This window comes from Paraburkholderia xenovorans LB400 (assembly GCF_000013645.1).
GTDB classification, from domain to species: Bacteria; Pseudomonadota; Gammaproteobacteria; order Burkholderiales; family Burkholderiaceae; genus Paraburkholderia; species Paraburkholderia xenovorans.
The window spans coordinates 2,099,806-2,120,810 of sequence record NC_007951.1 but is presented as its reverse complement, the minus strand read 5'-3'; the positions used below and the strand labels follow the sequence as shown (position 1 = coordinate 2,120,810).

Annotated in this window: 16 protein-coding genes, 2 tRNA genes and 4 pseudogenes; 12 read left to right on the top strand and 10 right to left on the bottom strand. The window is 58.3% G+C overall.

Features of this window, described 5'->3' with window-relative positions; genetic code table 11:
• Window positions 1-333 precede the first annotated feature (333 nt).
• The 6 genes and pseudogenes from BXE_RS09420 to BXE_RS09390 form a co-directional block, all read left to right on the top strand.
• Window positions 334-420 (top strand) — tRNA-Leu (locus tag BXE_RS09420).
• 241 nt (window positions 421-661) lie between these two features.
• A tRNA-Leu gene (locus BXE_RS09415) sits at window positions 662-748 on the top strand.
• 152 nt (window positions 749-900) lie between these two features.
• On the top strand, window positions 901-2,139 hold the full coding sequence (locus BXE_RS09410; protein ID WP_011488088.1) for a tyrosine-type recombinase/integrase: 1,239 nt from the start codon (window positions 901-903) through the stop codon (window positions 2,137-2,139).
• A gap of 41 nt (window positions 2,140-2,180) precedes the next feature.
• Window positions 2,181-2,588: pseudogene (locus tag BXE_RS09405) on the top strand (transposase); the annotation flags it as partial.
• Between the two features lie 70 nt (window positions 2,589-2,658).
• A protein-coding gene (locus tag BXE_RS09395) for an IS3-like element ISBxe1 family transposase (protein WP_085953580.1) occupies window positions 2,659-3,833 on the top strand; the annotation gives its coding sequence in 2 pieces (ribosomal slippage) (window positions 2,659-2,914 and window positions 2,914-3,833; 1,176 coding nt in all).
• A 40-nt stretch (window positions 3,834-3,873) separates the two neighbouring features.
• Window positions 3,874-4,071, top strand: a pseudogene (locus BXE_RS09390) (transposase); the annotation flags it as partial.
• Between the two features lie 33 nt (window positions 4,072-4,104).
• Here BXE_RS09390 and BXE_RS44150 read toward each other — a convergent pair.
• Window positions 4,105-5,279 (bottom strand): IS3 family transposase gene (locus BXE_RS44150; RefSeq protein ID WP_085953587.1). Its coding sequence is split into 2 segments (ribosomal slippage): window positions 4,105-5,006 and window positions 5,006-5,279, totalling 1,176 coding nucleotides; the frame shifts between segments, so codons are not numbered across the junction.
• Window positions 5,280-5,366: 87 nt separating this feature from the next.
• Here BXE_RS44150 and tnpA point away from each other — a divergent pair.
• From tnpA to BXE_RS44145, 4 genes and pseudogenes are all read left to right on the top strand, one after another.
• A complete protein-coding gene (gene tnpA / locus BXE_RS09375) occupies window positions 5,367-5,834 on the top strand; it encodes an IS66-like element accessory protein TnpA (protein WP_011490266.1) in 468 nt (155 codons plus the stop codon).
• Window positions 5,834-6,187, top strand: coding sequence for an IS66 family insertion sequence element accessory protein TnpB (gene tnpB, locus BXE_RS09370; RefSeq protein ID WP_011487048.1), 354 nt, complete (start codon window positions 5,834-5,836; stop codon window positions 6,185-6,187). Before tnpA ends, tnpB begins: the two co-directional genes overlap by 1 nt.
• An 89-nt stretch (window positions 6,188-6,276) precedes the next feature.
• Window positions 6,277-7,857, top strand: coding sequence for an IS66 family transposase (gene tnpC / locus BXE_RS09365; protein WP_011487049.1), 1,581 nt, complete (start codon window positions 6,277-6,279; stop codon window positions 7,855-7,857).
• A gap of 172 nt (window positions 7,858-8,029) precedes the next feature.
• Window positions 8,030-8,477, top strand: a pseudogene (locus tag BXE_RS44145) (transposase); the annotation flags it as partial.
• A gap of 21 nt (window positions 8,478-8,498) precedes the next feature.
• Here BXE_RS44145 and BXE_RS09360 read toward each other — a convergent pair.
• A complete protein-coding gene (locus tag BXE_RS09360) occupies window positions 8,499-9,737 on the bottom strand; it encodes an IS110 family transposase (RefSeq protein ID WP_011488086.1) in 1,239 nt (412 codons plus the stop codon).
• 235 nt (window positions 9,738-9,972) lie between these two features.
• Here BXE_RS09360 and BXE_RS44140 point away from each other — a divergent pair.
• Window positions 9,973-10,188, top strand: a pseudogene (locus BXE_RS44140) (transposase); the annotation flags it as partial.
• Window positions 10,189-10,820: 632 nt separating this feature from the next.
• On the opposite strand, the gene BXE_RS09350 reads toward BXE_RS44140, so the two are convergent.
• The 6 genes from BXE_RS09350 to BXE_RS09325 form a co-directional block, all read right to left on the bottom strand.
• On the bottom strand, window positions 10,821-11,267 hold the full coding sequence (locus BXE_RS09350; RefSeq protein WP_038456309.1) for a hypothetical protein: 447 nt from the start codon (window positions 11,265-11,267) through the stop codon (window positions 10,821-10,823).
• Window positions 11,268-11,806: 539 nt separating this feature from the next.
• The gene (locus BXE_RS44135) at window positions 11,807-12,277 is read right to left on the bottom strand and encodes a 3'-5' exonuclease (protein ID WP_081435507.1); all 471 of its coding nucleotides are present in this window, start codon (window positions 12,275-12,277) and stop codon (window positions 11,807-11,809) included.
• Between the two features lie 96 nt (window positions 12,278-12,373).
• On the bottom strand, window positions 12,374-13,225 hold the full coding sequence (gene istB, locus BXE_RS09340) for an IS21-like element helper ATPase IstB (protein ID WP_011487036.1): 852 nt from the start codon (window positions 13,223-13,225) through the stop codon (window positions 12,374-12,376).
• Window positions 13,222-14,706 carry an IS21 family transposase gene (gene istA, locus BXE_RS09335; protein ID WP_038456258.1) on the bottom strand — a complete coding sequence of 495 codons (1,485 nt, stop codon included), beginning with the start codon at window positions 14,704-14,706 and terminating at the stop codon, window positions 13,222-13,224. The genes istB and istA overlap by 4 nt, the downstream gene beginning before the upstream one ends.
• Before the next feature lie 148 nt (window positions 14,707-14,854).
• Window positions 14,855-16,510 (bottom strand): UvrD-helicase domain-containing protein, encoded by a 1,656-nt coding sequence (locus BXE_RS09330; RefSeq protein ID WP_199577082.1) that lies wholly within the window; start codon window positions 16,508-16,510, stop codon window positions 14,855-14,857.
• Window positions 16,456-18,237 carry an ATP-dependent nuclease gene (locus BXE_RS09325; RefSeq protein WP_233518789.1) on the bottom strand — a complete coding sequence of 594 codons (1,782 nt, stop codon included), beginning with the start codon at window positions 18,235-18,237 and terminating at the stop codon, window positions 16,456-16,458. The genes BXE_RS09330 and BXE_RS09325 overlap by 55 nt, the downstream gene beginning before the upstream one ends.
• Here BXE_RS09325 and BXE_RS46475 point away from each other — a divergent pair.
• The gene (locus BXE_RS46475) at window positions 18,226-18,456 is read left to right on the top strand and encodes a hypothetical protein (RefSeq protein ID WP_167540865.1); all 231 of its coding nucleotides are present in this window, start codon (window positions 18,226-18,228) and stop codon (window positions 18,454-18,456) included. The genes BXE_RS09325 and BXE_RS46475 overlap by 12 nt on opposite strands.
• A 536-nt stretch (window positions 18,457-18,992) precedes the next feature.
• On the opposite strand, the gene BXE_RS09315 is transcribed toward BXE_RS46475, so the two are convergent.
• Together BXE_RS09315 and BXE_RS09310 are read right to left on the bottom strand one after the other, a co-directional pair.
• On the bottom strand, window positions 18,993-19,913 hold the full coding sequence (locus BXE_RS09315; RefSeq protein ID WP_011488080.1) for a nucleoside triphosphate pyrophosphohydrolase family protein: 921 nt from the start codon (window positions 19,911-19,913) through the stop codon (window positions 18,993-18,995).
• A gap of 13 nt (window positions 19,914-19,926) precedes the next feature.
• Window positions 19,927-21,000, bottom strand: a complete 1,074-nt coding sequence (locus BXE_RS09310; protein ID WP_011488079.1) for a nucleotide kinase domain-containing protein — start codon at window positions 20,998-21,000, stop codon at window positions 19,927-19,929.
• Window positions 21,001-21,005: the final 5 nt, after the last annotated feature.

Below are 21,005 nucleotides of genomic sequence, written 5' to 3'. Positions count from 1 at the left end.
TCGGTCTGCGATGTGGCTCGGCTTGGAAAGCGATGACGGCGCGCTTCGCTTGCGCTTCGGTCGCGCTTGAATTGCACCTGCAAATGCACAGAAAAGACTGCTCGGGTCCGGCTCGTTCAAGGCTGAGTCCGACGGGCGTGTGCACCGTGCCAACGAACTACTGCGAGGCATTCTAACACCCGTATTGTGCGTCAAGCGGCCCCAACAATAGTCGCCGGGCGGTTGCCGCGAGGCGCATGCACGCTCGACGGCGCGATGTTCAAGCGAGTTTTGAGAAACGCTTGACAGTCACCAATCTGTCGCTATAATGGCGTTCTTTGCTGTTCATCACCTGCCCAGGTGGCGAAATTGGTAGACGCACTAGGTTCAGGTCCTAGCGGTGGCAACACTGTGGAGGTTCGAGTCCTCTCTTGGGCACCAGATTCAAAAGTAAAGCCGCTTACGAGCGGCTTTACTTTTTGTGTGAAGCCATGTGATCCGTTTCTGTTTATCAGCGCAGGTCACGTGGTGAAATGATGAGTGGCAGGACGGTTGTCGGGCGGTGAAAGTATCCCTTTATTGCACGCGAAATCCGGGCGGTTGATTGAAGCGGAGTCAGTTTGAATGTGGGGATTGACACGCTGCATCATCACGCTAAAATAGCGGTCTAGCTTGAAGACGTGCCCAGGTGGCGGAATTGGTAGACGCACTAGGTTCAGGTCCTAGCGGTGGCAACACCGTGGAGGTTCGAGTCCTCTCCTGGGCACCAACAGTTGTTCCGGCGCAAGCCGAAGAAGTCCGAGAAACCCCGTAAGATCAAGGTCTTACGGGGTTTTTTGTTCTCTAAAGATCCCTTGCGTTCCACTGACATCGACGATTTTTGCGTATACTGTTGCGTATACCAGATTCGGGGGCAAACGCATGCCCAGACGCGTCGAACCGAAGTCAGAATTAGTGTTCCGTGCCGCCAAAGCGCGCGCCCGTTCCTACCTTCTCGCGGATGGAAACGGACTCGCCCTGAGGGTCCAGCCGAACGGCACCAAAACCTGGCTGTTCCGCTATCGACGACCGAGCACAGGCAAGGAGAACTTCCACAGCCTCGGCCCCTACCCCGATATCACGCTCACTGATGCGCGACGATCGGCCACTACCGCACGCAATCTCGTACGCGAAGGCATCGATCCGGTTGCATATCGCCAGGCCGAGTCCATCGCCCGCAAACGCGTGGCCGACGGCGCCTTCCATCTCGTGGCCCAGCGCTGGCTCGACTTCAAACGCAAGGAATGGGCGGACGAAACCTACCGGAAGGCGGAGTTTGTCGTGCGTGAATACCTGACTCCCGCACTCCGCAACAAGCCCATTTCGACCCTTGCCACGCCAGAGGTCAAGCCCGTACTCGAAGCGATTGCAGCACATGCGCCTAACCTCGCGACCAAGGCACGGCAGTATGTCGGTGGCATCGTGACGTACGCCGTCCAGAACGGGTTGCGCGAAGATGGCGCCGCCTTGACCCTCCGCGGCGTTGTGCCCCGCCACAAGAAAGGCCATATACCAGCGATCACCAGGCCTGCGGACATCGCTCCGCTCGTTCTTGCTATCGATGCCTACAAGTCACCTATTACACGCGCCGCCCTCAAGCTCACCATGCTGACCGGCCTTCGCCCAGGCGTGGTTGCCGCAGTGCCGTGGGACGAGGTGAACCTCAAGACAGCTGAATGGCATGTTGCAGCCGAGCGGATGAAAATGCGGCACGATCACATCGTGCCATTGCCAAAGCAGGCGATCGCCGTCCTGAACGAGTTGCAGTCGCTTACCGGCAAGGGGCATTTCGTCTTTCCGTCCCCTGCCCGTCAAAAGACTCTTCATTTACATCGAGACGCATTGAGCAAAGCACTGCGGGAGATGGGATTTCAAGGAAAGCACGCGACGCATGGTTTTCGGGGCATGCTTCGTACGGTCGGACGAGAGCGACTTGGTATGGATATCGATGTACTGGAAGCGCAACTGGCACACGCCAAGCGTGGCGATGTACAAAAGGCCTACGATAGAACAACGTTTGACGACGATCGTCGCAGGGTCATGCAGGAGTGGGCCGACTATATTGATCGGCTAAGCATGCCAACGACGGCCGCAGGAGAGGGTGTAATTAGTTTTGTGTAAACGGTCATTTGGCAGGAGACTGCCAGCATCTAGGAGCAACAATGACCGTAGCGAAGCGCAACAAACGAGTGAAACCCGATCCTGAGTTGGTCAAACTGGCGGACAGCCTGCTGGCGAATTATCAGAAACCTGAGGATTTGATTGGCGAGAATGGCCTGCTCAAGCAACTCACGAAGATGTTGGTCGAGCGGGCGCTCGAGACAGAGATGTCTGAGCATTTGGGTCACGGCAAGAGCGAAGCGGTGACCAACGCCACGGGCAATACCCGTAACGGGCACAGCGCCAAGACGCTGCAAGGCGAGTTTAGCGAACTACCGCTGGATATCCCGCGAGACCGTCAGGGCGAGTTCGAGCCGAAGCTGGTGGCGCGTCACCAGACGCGCTGGTCGGGCTTTGACGACAAGATCATCTCGCTGTATGCACGAGGCTTGAGCGTGCGCGAGATCCAGGGCCTGAGCTTGCCCGCAAAAAATGGATCCCTTGCTGAGTGTGTAAAACTCACGCAAGGAGGAAGGAAAGATGGGTAATCCGAGAGCCCGATATACGCGGGAATTCATGCTGGAAGCCGTGCGCATGGTCCGCGGCGGCCAGAGCATGGCGGCGGTGGCGAAGATACTGGGTATCAGCCCGAAGACGCTGCACAACTGGGTTAAGGCCGATGCCGCTGGGAAGCTGAACGGCGCAGGCAAACAGGTTTCTCCTGAACAGATGGAGATTGCCCGGCTGCGCGCGGAGTTGGCACGCGTGAAAATGGAGCGCGACATATTGGAAAAAGCCACGGCGTACTTTGCAAAGGTGTCGGCATGAAGTACGCCTGGATCGAGCTTCACAGCCGACAATGGCCGGTGTCCCTGACCTGCCAGGTGCTGGGTGTCAGCCCCAGCGGTTACCACGCGCGCAAGGCGCGGGATGTCGATACTGACCGAGCGCGCCGACGCATCAGCAACGACGCTCTGCTGGTGCACATCAAGGCCGTGCACGCTGAATCCAAAGGCGAGTACGGCTGGCCGCGCGTGTGGAAGAAGTTGCTGGCCCAGGGCATTCGCGTCAGCAAGGATCGTGTCCAACAGCTCATGAAGCTGCACGGCATCAGGGCGAAGACCAAACGCCGGTTCAAGGTCACGACCGACAGCAACCACAGCCTGCCGGTCGCGCCGGACCTGCTGCAACGAGACTTCTCTCCCGCGCGTCCAGATCAGGTCTGGACTACGGACATCACGTACATCTGGACGGACGAGGGTTGGCTGTTTCTGACCGTCATCCTCGACCTGTTCAGCCGTCAGGTGGTGGGCTGGTCGATGCAGCCGCACATGCGCACGGAGCTGGTGTCTGACGCGCTGCGTATGGCGTGGTTTCGCCGCCGGCCGGAAGCGGGCCTGATCGTCCATAGCGACCGCGGTAGCCAGTATTGCAGTCGTGACTTCCAGGACCTGCTTAAGGGCTACGGCATGCGCAGCTCGATGAGCCGTCGAGGAAATTGTTGGGACAACGCGCCGACCGAGAGCTTGTGGGGATCGCTCAAGCGAGCACGCATCCTTGGCCAGCGCTTTGCAACGCGTCGGGAAGCGATGGACGAGGTAATCGACTGGTTGAGCTTCTACAATCATTCGCGCTTGCACTCGACGTTGGGCTACGTCAGTCCGATGCAGTTCGAGCGGGACTGGTACGCTGCCCAGAACCAACGGGTGGCATAATCTCACTCAGCTAAGGGATCCGAAATTCGCGGGCAACGTCAGCCATCTGGAAGAAATGTATGGTACGGAGGTCTCACCCGCGCTCATCTCGGCTGTAACGGACGCGGTGAGTGAGGAGGTGAAGCTGTGGCAAGGTCGCCCGCTGGATGCGCTGTACCCGATCATTTATCTGGACTGCATCCACGTCAAAGTGCGTGACAGCGGGGCGGTACGGACCAAGGCCGTCTATCTGGCGATCTGAGGTCGGTCGTCAATCGTGGAGAGCAATGGCCTAGGCTGCGAGTTGCATCTTGTAAAATCGTTGGGTGAAGGCGGCAGGAGACAGATAGCCAAGACGGGCCTGCTTTCGCTGCCGGTTGTAAAATATCTCGATGTATTCTGTGACGGCCTGTCGAGCCTCAGCGCGTGTCGCGAACCGGCAGTGATGCACGAGTTCGTTTTTGAGCGACCCCCAGAAACTTTCCATTGGTGCGTTGTCGTAGCAATCGCCCTTGCGGCTCATCGATATGGTCATGCCGAACTGCTTTGTGAGATCGCGATAGTCGCGTGAGCAGTATTGCGCGCCGCGATCGGAATGAACAACCAGTCCCGCCTGTGGTCGTTTGAGCGACACCGCGCTGAAAAGCGCTTGCATCACCAGGCTGCGAGTCATCCGTTCGCTCATGGCGTAGCCGACCAATTCGCCGTTAAACAGGTCCTTGATGCCAGCAAGATACAACCAGCCCTCGTCGGTCCATAAGTAAGTGATATCACTTACCCAAGTCTGGTTCGGCGCGCTCATGTCAAAATTGCGTTCTAGCAAATTCGGAGCGACTGGCAGATCGTGCTTGGAATCCGTTGTATTTCTGAACTTGCGCTTCTGCTTGCAACGAAGTCCCAGTTTGGAGCGAATGCGCCTGATGCGATGGAGACCAACGCGCACGCCGTGATCTCGCAAATCGGCTTGCAGCCGCTCGCGTCCATAAGTGTGCCGGGTTCGTTCATGGGCTGCAGCAATTTGGACTTCAAGCCGTGCGTTCTCCTGTGCACGTGGCGACTCAGCACGTCGACGCCAAGCGTAATAGCTACTGGCTCCCACCTCGAACACCCGACATAGCACTGCGATCGGATAGTCATGTCGCATTGCTTCGATCCGGTCGTATTTCACCGCGACTCCTTCGCGAAATAGACCGTCGCTTTTTTTAGAACGTCCCGCTCCATCGTGACTGTTGCAAGCTCTCGCTTCACCCGCGCCAACTCCGCTTCGAGCTCGCTTTGCGGCTTTTGCGTCTCACCGACTTTGGCCAACGTACCTTTACGCTCAGCAACAACCCAGGCACCCAGTGTCTTTACCGACAAAGATAAACGGCTGGCCGCTTCGCGCTGCGTGAGCCCGTCAACAACCACGAGCCTCACCGCCTGCTCGCGAAATTCCTTCGTGTAGGTGCCCTTCGGTACTCGATTCATTGTAAGCGCGAAATTTTCCCCACCTAGCTTTTGAGTCCAGCAAGATCCACGATTGCGTCCGCAACTCACAACTTGCGGACGCAATTTATGACCCAGGATGACCTTTCATTTTTGCCCCTGCGGGTGACCCGCGTTGGCGTGGGTGGCAAGCGCAGCTTCGATCCTCTAGGCAAGCGGCGGCTGGTCGAGGCCTGCGAGCAGCCCGGTGCGTCATTGTCCGGTCTGGCGTTGAAGGCCGGGGTGAACGCCAATCAACTGCGTAAATGGGTTCGGCTGCATCGGCAGGCGCAAACGCGCATGAGCAACGACGGCATGGCCGCTTCACCGTCGGCGTTCGTGCCGGTCGTCGCCATCGCCGATACGGCGCCGGCGCCTGCGTCGATGCATTCTGTGCGCATGCAGCCAGAACAGCGGTCATCGCATCTGTCTTCGCGCTCACCAGCGTCAGCATGGCTGTCGGCCCAGTTGCCCAATGGCGTAAAGCTTGAGCTCGAATGCTCGGAACGCGACGCCGCGCTCGTGAGCGCCATGATCGCGGCACTGGGACGGCGCTGATGTTTCGCTTCGAAGCTGATTTGAAGGTGTTCCTGCACCGCGAGCCAATCGACTTCCGGGCAGGCATCAACAGTCTGGTGACGCTGGTCGAGCAATCCATGCAACTGGACCCGTTTGCGCGTGCCGTGTACGCCTTCCACAACCGCAGACGCAACCGGATCAAGCTGCTACTTTACGAGCGCAACGGTTTCTGGCTGATGTTGCGGCGTCTGGAAGAAGATCACTTCATCTGGCCGCGTCGGCAACAGGCGGTGATCGAACTGACGACCGAGCAGCTACGCTGGCTGCTCGAGGGTATCGACATCGAGGCAATGTGCCGTCATCCGGCGCGGCGGTACCGCCACGCCAGCTAATGACCGGCCTGCCGGCCAGCAACGCGCGCGAGGGACTGTTACAAATCTCCGTAAACCTGTAGCGCGCGGCATTCGACTATCCTGGGAGCATGAATGAAGACGACTTCTCCCGATTGCCGCCCGCCGCCCAGGCCTATATCCGTGAACTGGAGTCACGCAACCAGCAGCTGGGCGAACGTATTGCCCAACTAGAGGAGCAGTTCCGCCTGGCGCAGAGCCAACGTTTCGCCCCGAGCAGTGAGAGGCTACGCGATCGTGTGTTCGACGAGGCTGAGCAGATCGCTGCGACCGAAGCGCATGACGCGGACGTCGCTGCCGACACCTTCACACTGCCCGATACTGGCCTGCCCGATGCGCCGCAACCGCCACGGCGCAGTCCTGGGCGCAAACCGCTACCGGCCCATCTGCCACGTCAGCGCATCGAATACGACCTGCCTGATGACCAGAAGATATGTCCGTGCTGCGCACACGAGCTTCACCGTATGGGTGAAGAGATCAGCGAACAGCTGCATATCGAGGCGAAGGCCTCGGTGCTGCAGCATGTACGTTTCAAGTACGCGTGCCGGCACTGCGAGCGCCACGCCGAACGCACGCCGGTGATCACCTCACCGATGCCGGCGCAGCCATTGCCGGGCAGCAACGCGAGTGCGGCGATGATCGCCACCGTGACTGCCGGCAAGTATGTCGACGGAACACCGCTATACCGGATGGCCAACGCATTGGGGCGCGCCGACATTGAAGTTGGACGCGGCACACTGGCCAACTGGATCATCCGGCCCGCCGAGCTGCACTATAGCCGGCTCTATGAGGCTCTACACAGGACACTGCTGTCGCAACCGCTGATTCACGGTGACGAGACAACGGTGCAGGTACTCAAGGAACCCGGCCGTGCTGCGCAGAGCACCTCGTATATGTGGACATATCGCAGTGCCGACGGCAGCACGCAGCCGGTTGTGCTGTTCGACTACCAGCCGGGGCGCGGGCAGGAATATCCTCAAGCGTTCCTCGCGGGCTATCAAGGCCTGCTGATGACGGATGGCTATGCCGCCTGGCGCACACTCGAAGGCCCCACGCACTTCGGCTGCCTGGCTCACGCCCGTCGCGCCTTCGTTGAAGCGCTCAAGGGCATGAAGAAACCCGGTGGCCGTGCCGCGCAGGCGCTGGAATACTTCAAGGCGCTGTATCAGGTCGAAACGCTCACCAAAGCCGATCTGCCCGAAGGCGAGACGCGCGCTGACTACACATACCGCCTGCGTCAGCAACACAGCGTGCCACTACTCGAAGCATTCAGAAAGTGGCTGGACGACCAGGCACCGCAAGTCCTGCCAGAAAGTCTGCTGGGCAAGGCAATCTCATACACGCGAAACCAGTGGACGTATCTGTGTCGCTACGTGAGCGACGGGCTGGCCCCCATCGACAATAACGTCATCGAGCGAGACATCCGTCCATTCTGTACCGGCAGAAATTCATGGCTGTTCAGTGACACGGTTGCCGGCGCGAAGGCAAGCGCCATGATCTACAGTCTTATGCTGACCTGCAGGGCTTGCAACGTCGAACCCTACGCCTACCTCGTGCACGTACTCACCGAACTACCGAAGCGCGAACCGGATGCTGACGTGACCGACCTCTTGCCGTTCCACCTTGCAAAACTGACCACCGCCGCTCGTTGAGCTTGATCTGGTCGCCTTGCCGATCGATGCGCCGCCGCCTGGCACGTCAACCTCCATGCACCCCTATGAACTCGGTGTGCTAGATCGCGCGCTTACGATTCATTTGATCTCCGTTTCGCTCATTCTACGAAACATTGATCTCCACCTTCTTCAGCCTACCTCAATCGGCGTGAACATGGACGGACACAAGGAAGTCCTGGGGCTGTGGATCGCCCAGACCGAGGGCGCCAAGTTCTGGCTACAGGTGGTCACCGAGCTGAAGACGCGCGGCGTGCAGGACATCTTTATTGCCTGTGTGGACGGGCTCAAGGGCTTTCCAGAAGCGATTGAAGCGGTCTATCCGAAGGCGGCTGTGCAGTTGTGTATCGTGCATATGGTGCGCAACAGCCTGAACTTCGTGTCGTGGAAACTGCAGCGCGAAGTGGCCGCCGATCTGAAGACGATTTACACCTCATCGACCGTCGAGGTGGCCGAGCAGATGCTGAACGCCTTCGAGGCCAAATGGGACAAGGACTACCCGTCAGTCGGTCAAAGCTGGCGGCGCAACTGGGCTCGGGTGATACCGTTCTTCGACTACCCGCCGGAGATCCGCAAGGTGATTTATACGACGGATGAAATCGACAAGCCCCTGCTTGATATTTTTATGAGGTCGGCGTTCCCGGCCACACCAGTGGTACCTCGCGTTTGTTGGGACGCGTCTGCTTCCATCGTGAGAACAGGCGTTGATAGGTGCGCTCGGCCTGCTCGGCTATGGCCCGTTCCTGGTCGCGTACGCTCTTCAGGCTGTAAGCGGCAGCCGATCCTTTGCGCGAGCCATGTTGTGCCGGCATGCCGGACTGCAACTCCAGGGCGCGCAGCTTGTGTGCGGTCAGGGCTGGACGATCCCAGGCGAACGGCTCATTGCGCGTGAGCACGTACCACACGATGACCGCCAGTTTGCGTGCCGTCGCGACAATGGCGACCTGCTGGCCGCGACGGTCGCGTACGCGCAGGAAGAAAGCGCGCAGAGGGCCGGGCGCCTGTGCTGCGCCCCAGGCTGCCTCGACGAGCAATCCTCGCGCGTACGAACGTCCCCGCTTGGTGATGTGACCGTGCCTGGCGGGCGTTGGGCCCGACTGATAGACCGACGGGTTCAGCCCGAAGTAGCTCACCAGCTTCTCCGGATTGGGAAACCGTTCAACGGCGCCGATTGCCGACAGCAGGCCGATTGCCACAGTGGCATTGACGCCGGTGATGGTCAGCAGCCTGCGCAACCGCTCGTCGCCGATACTGGCTTGCGCCAGGGCCTTGTCGACCTCGTGCAGATCCTCCCCAAGACGGTCCAGCTCCCGCAAGCGTTGCTCGACGCCCAGACGCTCGTCCATCGGCAGCGGTTGTGCCGTGAGCCATACGCGTCCCTTCCTGCCGAACAGATCAGTAGCGGGGCACCGCTCGATCAGATGCGCAGCCAGCACCGCATGAACTTCGTTCTTCAGCCTCGTGCGTTGCCGCACGAGTTGTGACCGGCGCGAGACCTGTCGGCGTAGCGCCAGGGTGCTCTCGTCGGGCATCCAGACTTCCGGCAGGAAATGGCTTGCGTACAGTTGGGCCAGCACTGCCGCATCAATCTTGTCCGTCTTGACGCGTGCCTCGGCGATGAGCCGTACCAGCAGTGGATTCGCAATTGCGACACGCGCGACGCGAGGGCGCAGTACGTTGACGATGGCGGCGGTATTGCCCGTCGCTTCGAGCACCACATGATCGGTGCTGCGCAGGCTTGCGGCAAAGCGCTCCAGTTCGTCGCGTCTGAGCCCGGCACGGCCACCAGCATGCAGCACGCCGTCCTCCAGATACGCGATCTCGGCCACGGAGCGCGAAACATCCAGTCCTACGATTCGCATAACCGTTCTCCCATTCAGATGAATGTTGGGAGCCGGTGGGACAGCACGACAACTACGGATTCGCGCTCGCAGCGCAACCGGGCGGGTCGCAGGGGCGGCCAACTACTAACACGAGCTCGCGGCTCATCGTATAACAACGGCCTGCCCACCCGAAGTGCTCCCCGGTGCCCCTTGTCCCGGATGGTCACACCATACGCCAGAAATGCACGGCGCGGGACCGTGAGGCACCGGCTATATCATGCCGGTTACCAACGCGATCGAATCGATCAACATGAGCCTGCGCAAAGTGATCAAAACGCGTAGTTCGTTTCCGACCGACGAAGCCGTCACCAAACTGTTCTAACTGGCATTGAACAACATCAGCAAGAAATGGACGATGCCGATCAGAGACTGGAAAGCAGCCTTAAACCGGTTCACCATTCAGTTCGAAGACCGCATGGCTCAGGGCTAAACCAAAACCCGTTTACACAAAATCCGGGACGCCCCCCGCAGGATCAACCAAGCAAACCTGAGCCATACCCACTCGATTGTCAACCCGATGGCTGCAACCTTATCTGGACAGGGAAGCAGCTAGTTCAAATATCGACGATACCGCCAAGGATACCGAAAAATACCTCCGGTACTTGCCGCGGCTCCGCGGACCCCATCGGATATCCACTACCAACCCTGTTAAAGCAGTCCCAAAGATGAAGTACCTCGAGACCATTGTTGTTGGCAATACCGTCATCGATACCGCAAAGCATTTTCCAATGCGGTCCGATTAAAGCCTGCGGGCGCCGACGCCTCAATTCACAGAGCCAGATCCAGGTCGGAATTGCATAGTACCCCTGGGGGCCGCCCCACAGGGAATTACTCAATGAGGGGGTGCCCTCTTACCCCAAACCTTGCCCCCACGGGTAGGCGGAATGATATGGAAAAACGGATACAAACGCGTCACGCTAACGAACCCGTGCGTTCAGTGTCTCGCTACAGGTATCGTGCATTTGCGAATTTACGGCGGTCGACGAGCCATCCCGCAGGGTGTCCATCGCTCCCCGCCCGTTGTAACACTGCTCGCACTATGCCACACGACAAATCAGCATGTCAGTGTCGCAAGAGGTCTCGCTCGATGCTCCGTCTGAGCACGAGGACGCATTCACTCTCCAAAATGTACGTGACACACGCGAGAAGCTCCAAGAACACTCCGCCGATAGAGTCAGGCTCGTATCTGAAGCCTGTCGGTTCGGTTTTGGCAGTGCGCGGACCTGAGTACAAGAGTAGCGATCCCCCTTCCGCGCGAATGTGAAAGCGGTCCATCAACTCACCGAGGGCACGCATCTTGGCTTCGTCAAGACGCCCCGTCGTAGAGGTGTCGTAGTGAACACCGGCAACCTTGTTTGCTACATAAGCGATCACGTCATGCCGCGTAAGAAACACACCGGTACAGAATGCCACCTGTTGGCCGAGGAATTTCGCCAAATTGAGACGGACAACGTTGTTCGGATCGAACTCCTCGGCAATGGAGTCGTAGCCGCCAGGACCTGGTGACATATACGCCGTAAGATTTCCATACCCAGACATTCCCATCAAGCAAAACTGACCAACATGCCCCTCACGCGCTGACCGAACAAGCGGCTGGGAATCGGGAACCGCAAATTTGAGCGGCAACCCTCGCCGACCGGCAGCAGCTCCTAACTCTCCGTCCAGCAGGAGCCTCCGTATTGTCGCAGCATGGAGTCTGACTTCATCTCTACCCGGATGTTCGACCTTTGCTAGCCTATCCAGATTTCGGAAATCCCCGAGGAGAAAATCGTCTCGCCGAAGGTCAATCTCAGGTCTTGGCATACTTGAAATCTCAGTTTGTCTCTTCGGATACGTCCGGCAATTTTCAACGAAATCCCAGCGAGGTTTGTGGAAGGCTGATTCGGCGCTTCGCTATTAATTGAAGTCGCCGCATCGGCACAGCAAGGTCAGCCATTCTCTGCCGTTGAAGTAGTCCAACACTGCCCCGCCTCTCTTTGATCGCTTACTGTAGCCACATATGGTCGTGGCTGGGCCGATCACCGGTCGGACTTTGAAAGTCGATTCAACTAGGCCGCCTCCCTTATGGACGTAATCAACGGCGACTCATCTGAATCATAGGTCAGGTGAATCTGTGTCTTGGCGCGCGTCACGCCTACATAGAACAGACGAGCCGCCTCTTCCAGCTGCTCGTCGGTCCTGTCGAAGCCACTGGGGAACACTCCGTTCTCCAGCCCTACCATGATGACAGCTTGGAACTCCAATCCTTTCGAGCTATGCAGCGTCATCAGATTTATCTGGTCGGGGCTCTTACTGTGGCGCGACAATCTGGATGAGAGACGCGCGACAATCAAGTTGAGAATGTCGCGGCAGGAATGATGATGCCGATGTTGATTGACGCTGGCAAGCGTTTGTTGATTGACGCGCGGTGTTGATTGACGCGGGCGAGCGGGTGTCGCGCGACAATCAAGCTGAAGCCTTCCGTCGTTGAGGATTGCTGTGTAATGTGTGACGCCGCAGGTATTCTGGCTGCGCGACAATCAGGATGAGAATGGGGTGGCGTGGAAGGTGATGGGTTGATTGACGCCGGCTAGCTTTACCTGCGAGCCGCGCGTCAATCAGGATGAGACAGCGGGTCAGTTGGTGAGGTCAATGCCGTGCTGATCCTCCTGTGTCGGTGGCACGCCAACGTTCTTTGGTGTCGCGCGACTGGCCGGGCGTCCCGGTTCCTGCTGCTTGCGCTGCAGGGCCGTACGGCGACGGTAGCTTTCGACGTTCAGCTCAAAGATGGTCGAGTGATGGACCAGCCGGTCGACGGCGGCCACCGTCATGGCCCGGTCGGGGAAGACCTTGTCCCATTCGCCGAACGGTTGATTTGCTGTTATGCAAAGAGAACGGCGTTCATATCTGGCGCTGATGAGCTCGAACAGGACCGACGTCTCGGCCTGATCCTTGCTGACATAGGCGAAATCGTCCAGGATGACCAAATCGAAGCGATCCAGCCGGTTGATGGCGGACTCCAGAGCGAGTTCGCGGCGCGCGACCTGCAACCGCTGCACGAGGTCGGTGGTACGCGCAAACAGGACCTTCCAGCCCTTCTCCAGCAGACTCAGTCCGATGGCCGACGACAAGTGCGACTTGCCACCGCCACTCGGTCCCAGAAGAATCAGGTTGGTGCCGTTACGCAGCCAGCCGTCGCCAGCGCAAAGCGCCGAGACGTGCGCGCGGGACACCATCGGCACCGCGTCGAAATCGAAGTTCTCCAGCGTCTTGCCCGGCAGCAGCTTTGCGTCCCTGAGGTGACGTTCGACCCGGCGTCGATCGCGCTCGGCGATCTCGTGTTCGGCCAGCGCCATCAGCAGGCGCGCTGCCGGCCAGCCTTCCGTGTCGGATCGCTCGGCAAAGCTGGACCAGATCTGCTTGATGGCGGGCAGCCGCAAATCGTTGAGCAGCAGCGACAGGCGGGTGGCGTCGATGTCGAGACTCATGCCGTCACCTCCGTTGCCATGTCAAGCAGGGCTTCGTAGTCGCTCAGCGGTGCCAGCTGGACGTTCACCTCCGGCATGCTGTTCGTGCGCTTCGCTTCGAAACGCGAACACAGTGTGTCCAGGTCGGGTAACCGTCCATCGCCCAGACACTGCTGCAGTGCCTGGGCCAGTTGCGCTTCGCAGTTGTGCTCGTGGGCCAGGCTAAGCAGTTCAACCATGGTCCTGCATGCCTGACGCTCCGGGAGCTGCTCGAGCAGGCGATCGAAGGTCAGGCGATAGGCCTCGCGCGGAAAGATCTGATCGCGATAGACCAGGTTGAGCAGCGCCATGGGCTTGCGGCGCAGCGCGTGGATGACGTGCCGGTAGTTGATGACGTGGCCGTGCTTGCCATTGGGGCCCGCACGGCCGCGCTGCAGTGTCATCAGGGCCGTGCCGCCCAGGAACAGCTCCAGGCGGTCGTCATACAGCCGCACGCGCAGGTGATGGCCTATCAGTCGTGACGGGACGGTATAGAACACCTTGCGCAGGACGAAGCCGCAGGTGGTCGTGACGTACACGCGCGTTTCCTCGTAGTCGCACGTACGCTGGACCGGAAGCGGCTGAAGCAGTGCACGCTCGGCCTCAATGCGTTTGCCATTACGCGCGTTGATTCGACCGACGATCTCGTCGATGAAGCGGCGATAGGAATCGAGATCGTCGAAGTCGTGACTGCCGCGCAGAAGCAACGCATCACGCACTGCGTTCTTGAGGTGCCCATGAGGGCTCTCGATGGAGCCGTTCTCGTGGGCAACGCCACGGTTGTTGCGTGTGGGCTGCATGCCGTAGTGAGCGCACAGCGCATCATAACGCGTGGTCAAATCCTCGCGCGCGTCGGCATCGAGATTGCGGAACGCCGCCGACAGGCTGTCGCTGCGGTGCTCGCGCGGTGCGCCTCCGAGTGCCCAGATGGCGTTCTGAAGCCCTTCGGCCAGCGCGACATAGCTCTCGCCGCCGAGAATGACGTGAGCGTGCTCAAAGCCCGAGCAGGCCAGCCGGAAGTGATAGAGGCGGTGGTCCAGCGCGATACCCGCCACGGTGATGCCCAGGCTGTCCATCTCGGTGAAGTCGGACAAGCCTAGCTGACCGGGCTGGTGTACCTGACGGAACATGACGTCACGTTCCTCGCCATGAAGGGCGCGCCAGTCGCGAATACGCCGCTCGAGAGTGCGACGCACGTTGCCCGGGAGCTCGGGATGGCGCCGAAGCATCTCGTCGAGTACGGCTATCGGCCGGATGCCGGGGGCGGACTGGAGCAGCGGCACGATCTCGGTGTCAAAGATCGCGACGAGGGGATCGGCCCGGCGACGCCCGCGCGGGGCCTTCTTCTGCGATGGCAGTCGCCGGTCCCGATCGATGCGATAACCCGTGGCGGCGCTGAACCCGGCGCGCGCAGCCGCTTGAGCTGGTCCTTCCTTGAGTCTGTACTTCATGTAGAGCCTCATCTGATGGTCGTTGATGTGTCGGCCGGGCAACTCAGCCTCCCTTCGCTACATGGAAGAGCTGTTCATACCCGATTTACCGCGACCACCGACAAGGCACCCCGGCAGCGGGGCGGACTCCTCGGCGCGGCGTTGCGGCAGCGGTTCCGGGCTACGCCCTCCACCGCTGCCGCAACGCCAGTACTCTCATCCAGATTGACGCGCTGCTCTCATCTTGTTTGACGCGCGGCATCTTACCCTGATTCCCGAAGATCTCCACCGTGAATGCCCGCAGGGGGCCGCCTGCCCCCGCGGCCGCTGTCAGTTCTTCAAGGTTGTCTTTCTCATCGGCAAGTCCAGGCTCTTGTTCAAGTAATTCATCCAGCACGTCGCGACGCAATGCCAAGAGCCATCGGCGTAAAGGGAGCGCACTATCCCGAAGCGAGAACAGTGCCGAAATCAAGCGCTTCCGTGTAGCCAGCAACTCGGACTCGTGCGTGACCGAGCGGTACATCCGTCGCCATGCTTTGAGGAGTTGGGAGAGCGAGATTTCCCCGGTCTGCCATCCCCCGGAACACCATCGTGCCGCATCCGTGAGCCACTCGGTCACGCGTGTGCGCTTGATGGGTGAGCCGTTGTCAAGACGGAAGTATTGCAGACCAAGAGCATCTGCCGCCTCCGCAATCGGCGCGCCCTCATTAAGCGTGCGGTATAACACCGCTATATCTCCCGGCGCCCACGACGGATTCGCCTCGAGCAACGCTGGCACCAGCGTACCGAGCGCATAGTCCGCCTGCTCGCGAATGCTGCACTCCAAACGGTGAATATGGATTTCGCCGGACCGGCCATCATGGGAACGGAACTCCGCTGGCTCGGGCAAGAGCGCCCTGGAGGCAGCGATGATTCTATCGGCGCACCGGTAATTCAACTTGAGCGTAACGGACTCCATCTGCTGGAGACCAGCCAACGCTGTCAACAGGTCTGGCTTTGCACCGGTGAACCCGTAAATGGACTGGTCAGGATCACCCACAGCGATGATCCGAACTCCCGCTTGAAGGAGCGCCAACACGATGCGGTGCAGGGGCACGCCGAGATCCTGATATTCGTCGATCACGACCACGGGATACTTGGCCCGAATAGCATGCCGGACCCACTCGTTCTTCTCAACAAGCTGCAGGCCGGCGAGGACCAATCCGTCGAAGTCGATCAGGCCGTTTTGTAGAAGCAAATTTTCGTAGGCCTCGACTACCATCGTTTCCCGGGCCGACCCCGCTCGCCATTCGTCACTTCCTCGGTCCAGAATCGTGCGCCGTAGCCTGTCGCAGGCCATGCGGAACCACGCCGGTGCGTTCCCGCCCAACTGCGCACGATAGGCATCGCTGAAAAGCGCTCTTGCCTGTGCTGGTGAAGCCACAACCAGTGGATCCGGCATTTGGAGCCCCGCCATCTTGGCATAAGGGAACACCAACTCCGTCAGGCAAAAAGAGTGAACAGTGGAAAGCACGAGACGATCGCTGTCGCCCACGCCGAGTCTCGTAAGCCGTGATCGCAGTTCACCGACGCAAGCATTGCTGTAGGTGATGCACGCGACGCGGCGCGGTCTGCGGACGTCCTCAGCAAGAAGTCGGGCGATCTTAATGGTGATCGTCTTCGTCTTACCACTGCCAGGGCCTGCCAAAATGACACAGTTCCCCGTCGCCTGGTAGGCGCACCATTGATCTTCATTCTCGCGCAAATCTTCCGCAGCTTTGAGATAGAGAGGTGTCGAGGTACTCATGCCAGTTTGGCTTTCAAATACTTCAGAGCCTTCTTTATGTACGTTGGGCATACATCGACGCTCTCCTCCACGAGGACCGCTGCAAGGCGCTGTGCCACTCTTCCTTTACCGATGGAATCGATGTCCTTGAGGAACTGCGAGGGATCGAGCGAGTCGGGGTCTGCGGACATGCCCTTAAAGCGCGCATGCATTTTCTTGTTGGTGGTTAGCGAACCGATCGCTGTATGAAAATAATCCTCAGCCCCCGCCTTAAAGAGATCAATCTCGAACGTGAACTCGTTCAGGAAGATGCCATGCTTCGGCGCGAGCTCGAGAACCTCTCCATAGCTGCTCTTGTCCCAGACTTCCTCGTCCAGAAGATGACGCATGATCTGATTAACGACACGATTTTTGCCATAGCTGTTTCCCACACCATTGTCGTCAGGGTCTGCGTCCTCCTGGCTCACCGCTTGATTCTTGGGATCGAAATCCGTCAGCACCACAAACGGAATATCAAGTCCTTTCTGGCCCAACAATTGAACATAGGGCGCAAAGTTGGTTCCAGCAATGGAACAGACGGAGATACCCATAGCATCGAAATCCAAAGCCTTGTCATTCAGCTTGGCCAGCGTGGGCAATAGGAACTTCTCCGCATCGCCCTCAACCAGGATGACACCCTTCGAGAAAAAAAGCTCGCCGCGCGTGACGTCAATGTAGCGCTCCAGATCCTCGCGATCGCTGGTATTGAGCTTGACTCCCTTGAGAGAACGCCCAACGGTATGTCCTGCATCGACAACATGGCGTAGGACAACCACGTTGGCGAGCGGCGCCACACTTGCTACGTTGGGTGAGTGCGTTGTGAGAAGAATGCTGCGTGGCTCTGTATCGGCCTGAACCTCGTCGCGCGTCTGCAGGTAGTTTCGGTAAATGAGCCGTTGGAGGTGCGGATGCAGATGAGCCTCAGGCTCTTCTATGGCTAAGAAGGTGTGTTGACGTTCCCCTTCATCTACCAAGTACTGGTGCTCAAGATGCTTCAGGGCAAGATAAAGCACATTGGCGGAACCGAGGCTGGCCTCGGCCACGCCGCGCTTTCCGCTATCGATCATCATTTGTAATGCGCGCAGCAAGCGCTCCGGTTCGGTCGGTGCGAACCCCAAGGCTGTTTTAACTGCGTGCTTATCCCCAACCATGACAGTGAGCTGATCGTTGACTTGACTCACCACATCGGACAGCTCAGGGAGCGCCGCAATCTTCGAGGTTGTTGCATGGACCTCGCCAGCGATCGCGCTGAGCGCTTTCGCATCTACCGTCTTTGCTGCACGGTCCAACAGCGGTCGAAGTGGTGATCTCGACCAGCGCGCGAGGTCCGACTCGGCGTCGCGTAGGGCCGGGAACAAATCCATCGGCATCCATCGCCTCAGTTCATAACCGATCGCGTTTTCGATCCGACCTCCACCGAAGAGAATGAACTCATAGTCCGCCTCGCTCCGCGGCGCTCCTTCGAGCCCCTGCACCGGCTGATAGCGATACGTGACGCGCGCCACCATCGGATCTGGCCGCACCAAATGGTCCGCCAATACTGCAAGCAGATTCTCGTTGTTTTCGAAGTCCCGAAATTCGACGGACACCTCGATGACGTCCTCCGCCTTCAGCGGGCGCGCCAGTCCATCCCAGAAGTCATCAATACGCAGTCTGCGCGATGAATCGGGAAGCGCGGGATCAAGGATCAGTCGCAGCGCGAACAGGAGATTGGTCTTGCCGACCTTGTTCTCGCCGAGAACAACGGCATGCTCACCCAACCGGACATCGAAGTGCTTGAAGTTTCTGAAGTTCTTGATAACGATCCGACTCAATCGCATGGGCAGCCTGTTTATTCCTTAGATCTTCTTTTCCACATCGGAGATCGGGCGCACGCTGATGAGGCCCTTTGTCTGCGCAGCTTTCATGAAGCTCAGGTTGTCACGAAATCGAAAAGCTCAGTCTGCACTTATCAGCGCTCCGCAGACAACATCAGATGATCAATAAATCCACCTCGGTCTACAGCTGCCGGCAGATGACATTCCTGTCTTACTTCGCTAGACTCTCGCGATGATACAACTGAACGGCACACAAAATGATCCGCGTCACGATTGAACTTCTGCCCGGTGGCGACGTGTCGCGACGTCGCCACCTAGGCACGATCGAAATTGCAAACGACGGAACTGGCGACGAAGAAAAGGGAAACTACTCGATCAGGTTGTCCAAGTTCGGCAACCCGGGGCAAACTTGGATCCACGGGGTCGTAAAGGGCTTCGACCGGATCAGACGGGGCCCTTATGATCTTCTTCTTCAATGCCTCGACGCCACTGTCGGTCGTCGAAGGTAGCGAGAAGCATTCGGTACTACCAAGGCACATTCCAAGTTGAGTTGCTCCGAATGAGCCTTGTGGTTTCCCCAGGTCCAGCGTTCCCACTGACGGTGGGTCTATCACAGGATTCCATAAAGCGAAGATTCGCGGGGCCATCCCCATAATGGCAGCAATCGCTAGACATCGCTTGCGATGCCACCATACCTGTCAGATCAGTTTGATCGTTCCGGCGATGAGGTCGCAACAGATGGTACCGCTCCGTCGATTGCGCAAAGCACGCCAGACCTCGAAACCACTCAGTATTGCGACCTCCCATTGTTTCCCCGAGCACCGGCCAACCTCGAGCCTTGTCGTCAATCCCTTAATCGTGCGCAGCAACTCATAATCCAGCGCCTGAACATTTGCGAAGAAAGAAGTTTTTCTGGCCTCCTCGAACACCAGCGCCGAAATCGCCTCATCAATGACCTGGGCGCGCCCCCCGTCCTCGTTCTCGTCAAGCAACGGATCCGTCTTTCGCTTCTTTCCAAACAGTTTGCGCATGACCGGAGACCACCCTAGGACCGCAACGTACGACAGATGGAAAACGTCATGCAGTCGATATCCGTCATCCTCGTACGTATTATCCCGAAGCGGATCACCCAGCGGCTCCCCATTCAAGGTCAGCAGGACGCGCTCCTTGCCGTCGTCATCAACTACCGTATTCACAACCACGTCGAAGCGTCGGGGAAACTGTTCGCTTTCTTCTCGTCCATCGTCGAACAGTTTGGGACCAAATAGCGGACTGCTGTGTTCATGCCACCGATCAGAAACCTTGGCAAGGTTGCTCCGGGCGATCGACTCGAGATCGAGCCCCTGCTTCGTAGCAATGGTCGACACATACCAAAGGATGTCTCCAAGCTCTTCTGCGATTTTTTCATTGAAGATTCTGTATGCCGCTCCATCTCTTAGATACTTCTTGTATTCCGTGAGCAGCGTTCCTGTCTCCCCGGCGAGGCCAAGCAAAGGAACCATGATGCCGGTCATCGTGTCAGCATTCCGCGCTTCCGTCTGATCCGTCTGATCCGTCTGATCCGTCTGATCCGTCTGATCCGTCTTTTCCGCTTCTTGTTGATAAGTTGAAAATAGCACTGCGCGCCTCCCCTCAGAATAATGCACCCTGTTGTTTGCTTCGCACACGCGGAAGCGGCATCGTCGGCAACTGGAGCTTCCATTTCGGTGGATAGAAGTACTGGACTGGATCCTCTGTCTGCCTGAATTTCTGCTTGATCCGTGTTCTGCCAGAAACCCCTGCCACTGACGGGTGCTTGACCCTTGCGTACTTGTCTACTTCGCAGAAAAGATTTTGGATATCAATCAACTGGAGTCGCCGCCCCCAAAGATCCCGAAACTTTAACCCCAACCTATCGAACTCATGCTCCTGCCTGTCTGCCATAAGTCGAATGATGTCTATTTCGGAAAGACCACCAAGGGAACTAAAACACTTTCGAATCCCATCCCGTGCACCCGGCCCCGGCATCGTAAAGTCCATTTCAGAAAAGGGCGTAAGCTCGCTGTAGTTGAGGTCTGTCACAAGCTGGTAAGCAAGAAAATCTCCAATCAGCGGATAGGATCGCAATAGTTCGAACGCGTCGCGCATGCTTGCGCACTCAGCTATCCGCTGCGGAACAGCGTCGTTAAGCATAAGCTCTAGCAGCTTCAGATGACCCTGGTGTTTGCGGCCGACATTGAATATCTGATGACCCGATGCCATGATGTATGCGGCGGAATAGATCGTCGCTTTTGCTGACATGGCTTCTGCGAGAACACGATCGTAGTCCGAAAACCGATATGTATTCCATGAAATTTCGCCAAGAGTCGATTCGAGCAGCTTCCAGGTTTCGATCTTGTTAAAGAGCTTGAAGAGCAGTATTCGAAAAAATAGCTCATCGGGCTCCTGAGGTCCGTTATAGATAACATGGCGAATCAGGAACTGACTCACGCGGTCGGACGCCCGATATGCGTTGGTGAACTTGTACTCGTTGAGAATCGGATCTTTCGTCCAAGGCTTCGAACGGCCCTCGAGCCGCGCGAAAAATACATCCTGACGCAACACTGCAAACCGCCAATATGAGTCGAATACTTCTGTTGGCACTGCCGGCGCCAAGGTCGAAAAAACTGTTGGTCGGCGGGTGCTGTTCCGCGACTTTGCCGCGTCACTGGACTTTGCATTTTGCACGTATT

Coding starts and splice junctions, on each gene's coding strand:
- BXE_RS09410 (WP_011488088.1), top strand. CDS start 901: ATGCCCAGACGCGTCGAACCGAAGTCAGAATTAGTGTTCCGTGCCGCC.
- tnpA (WP_011490266.1), top strand. CDS start 5,367: ATGACCCAGGATGACCTTTCATTTTTGCCCCTGCGGGTGACCCGCGTT.
- tnpB (WP_011487048.1), top strand. CDS start 5,834: ATGTTTCGCTTCGAAGCTGATTTGAAGGTGTTCCTGCACCGCGAGCCA.
- tnpC (WP_011487049.1), top strand. CDS start 6,277: ATGAATGAAGACGACTTCTCCCGATTGCCGCCCGCCGCCCAGGCCTAT.
- BXE_RS09360 (WP_011488086.1), bottom strand. CDS start 9,737: ATGCGAATCGTAGGACTGGATGTTTCGCGCTCCGTGGCCGAGATCGCG.
- BXE_RS09350 (WP_038456309.1), bottom strand. CDS start 11,267: ATGTCACCAGGTCCTGGCGGCTACGACTCCATTGCCGAGGAGTTCGAT.
- istB (WP_011487036.1), bottom strand. CDS start 13,225: ATGAGTCTCGACATCGACGCCACCCGCCTGTCGCTGCTGCTCAACGAT.
- istA (WP_038456258.1), bottom strand. CDS start 14,706: ATGAGGCTCTACATGAAGTACAGACTCAAGGAAGGACCAGCTCAAGCG.
- BXE_RS09330 (WP_199577082.1), bottom strand. CDS start 16,510: ATGCCCAACGTACATAAAGAAGGCTCTGAAGTATTTGAAAGCCAAACT.
- BXE_RS46475 (WP_167540865.1), top strand. CDS start 18,226: ATGCTCACCCAACCGGACATCGAAGTGCTTGAAGTTTCTGAAGTTCTT.